Below are 305 nucleotides of genomic sequence, written 5' to 3'. Positions count from 1 at the left end.
TCTACGAAGATTCCCAGGGCGTCCGGCATATCATGGAATATCGCGTAATGGGTAACGGTTGCTCCAACGGCTGATAGCCGGCATAAAAAAACCACCCGCCGCAGGCAACGAGTCCTGCGGCAAAGGTGCATCCCCCGTCAAACCGCCCCCTCGCCGATCAGCCGGACCGACCGTCGCAAAACACCCCTTCCAGCCAAAAAACTCTTTTGCCGCCAAAGCCCTGCAAATCCGAGGCGCGTCCTGAAAAGCACGCACAAGGTCGGAATCCGTCACACCATTGACCCGAAAAAGCCCTTATAATGTCC

The 305-nt window shown here is 56.7% G+C and carries 1 protein-coding gene; it reads left to right on the top strand.

Annotated features, from left to right (window positions below; translation table 11 throughout):
* The coding region (locus HX803_RS33015) for a DUF2790 domain-containing protein (protein WP_178926128.1) at positions 1–74 on the top strand (74 nt) is incomplete at its 5' end.
* Between the last annotated feature and the right edge of the window lie 231 nt (positions 75–305).

The sequence above is a fragment of the Pseudomonas sp. P7548 genome, from assembly GCF_013386585.1.
Lineage (GTDB): Bacteria > Pseudomonadota > Gammaproteobacteria > Pseudomonadales > Pseudomonadaceae > Aquipseudomonas.
The sequence above is the reverse complement of the archived record's forward strand: the minus strand, read 5'-3'. Positions and strand labels throughout refer to the sequence as shown.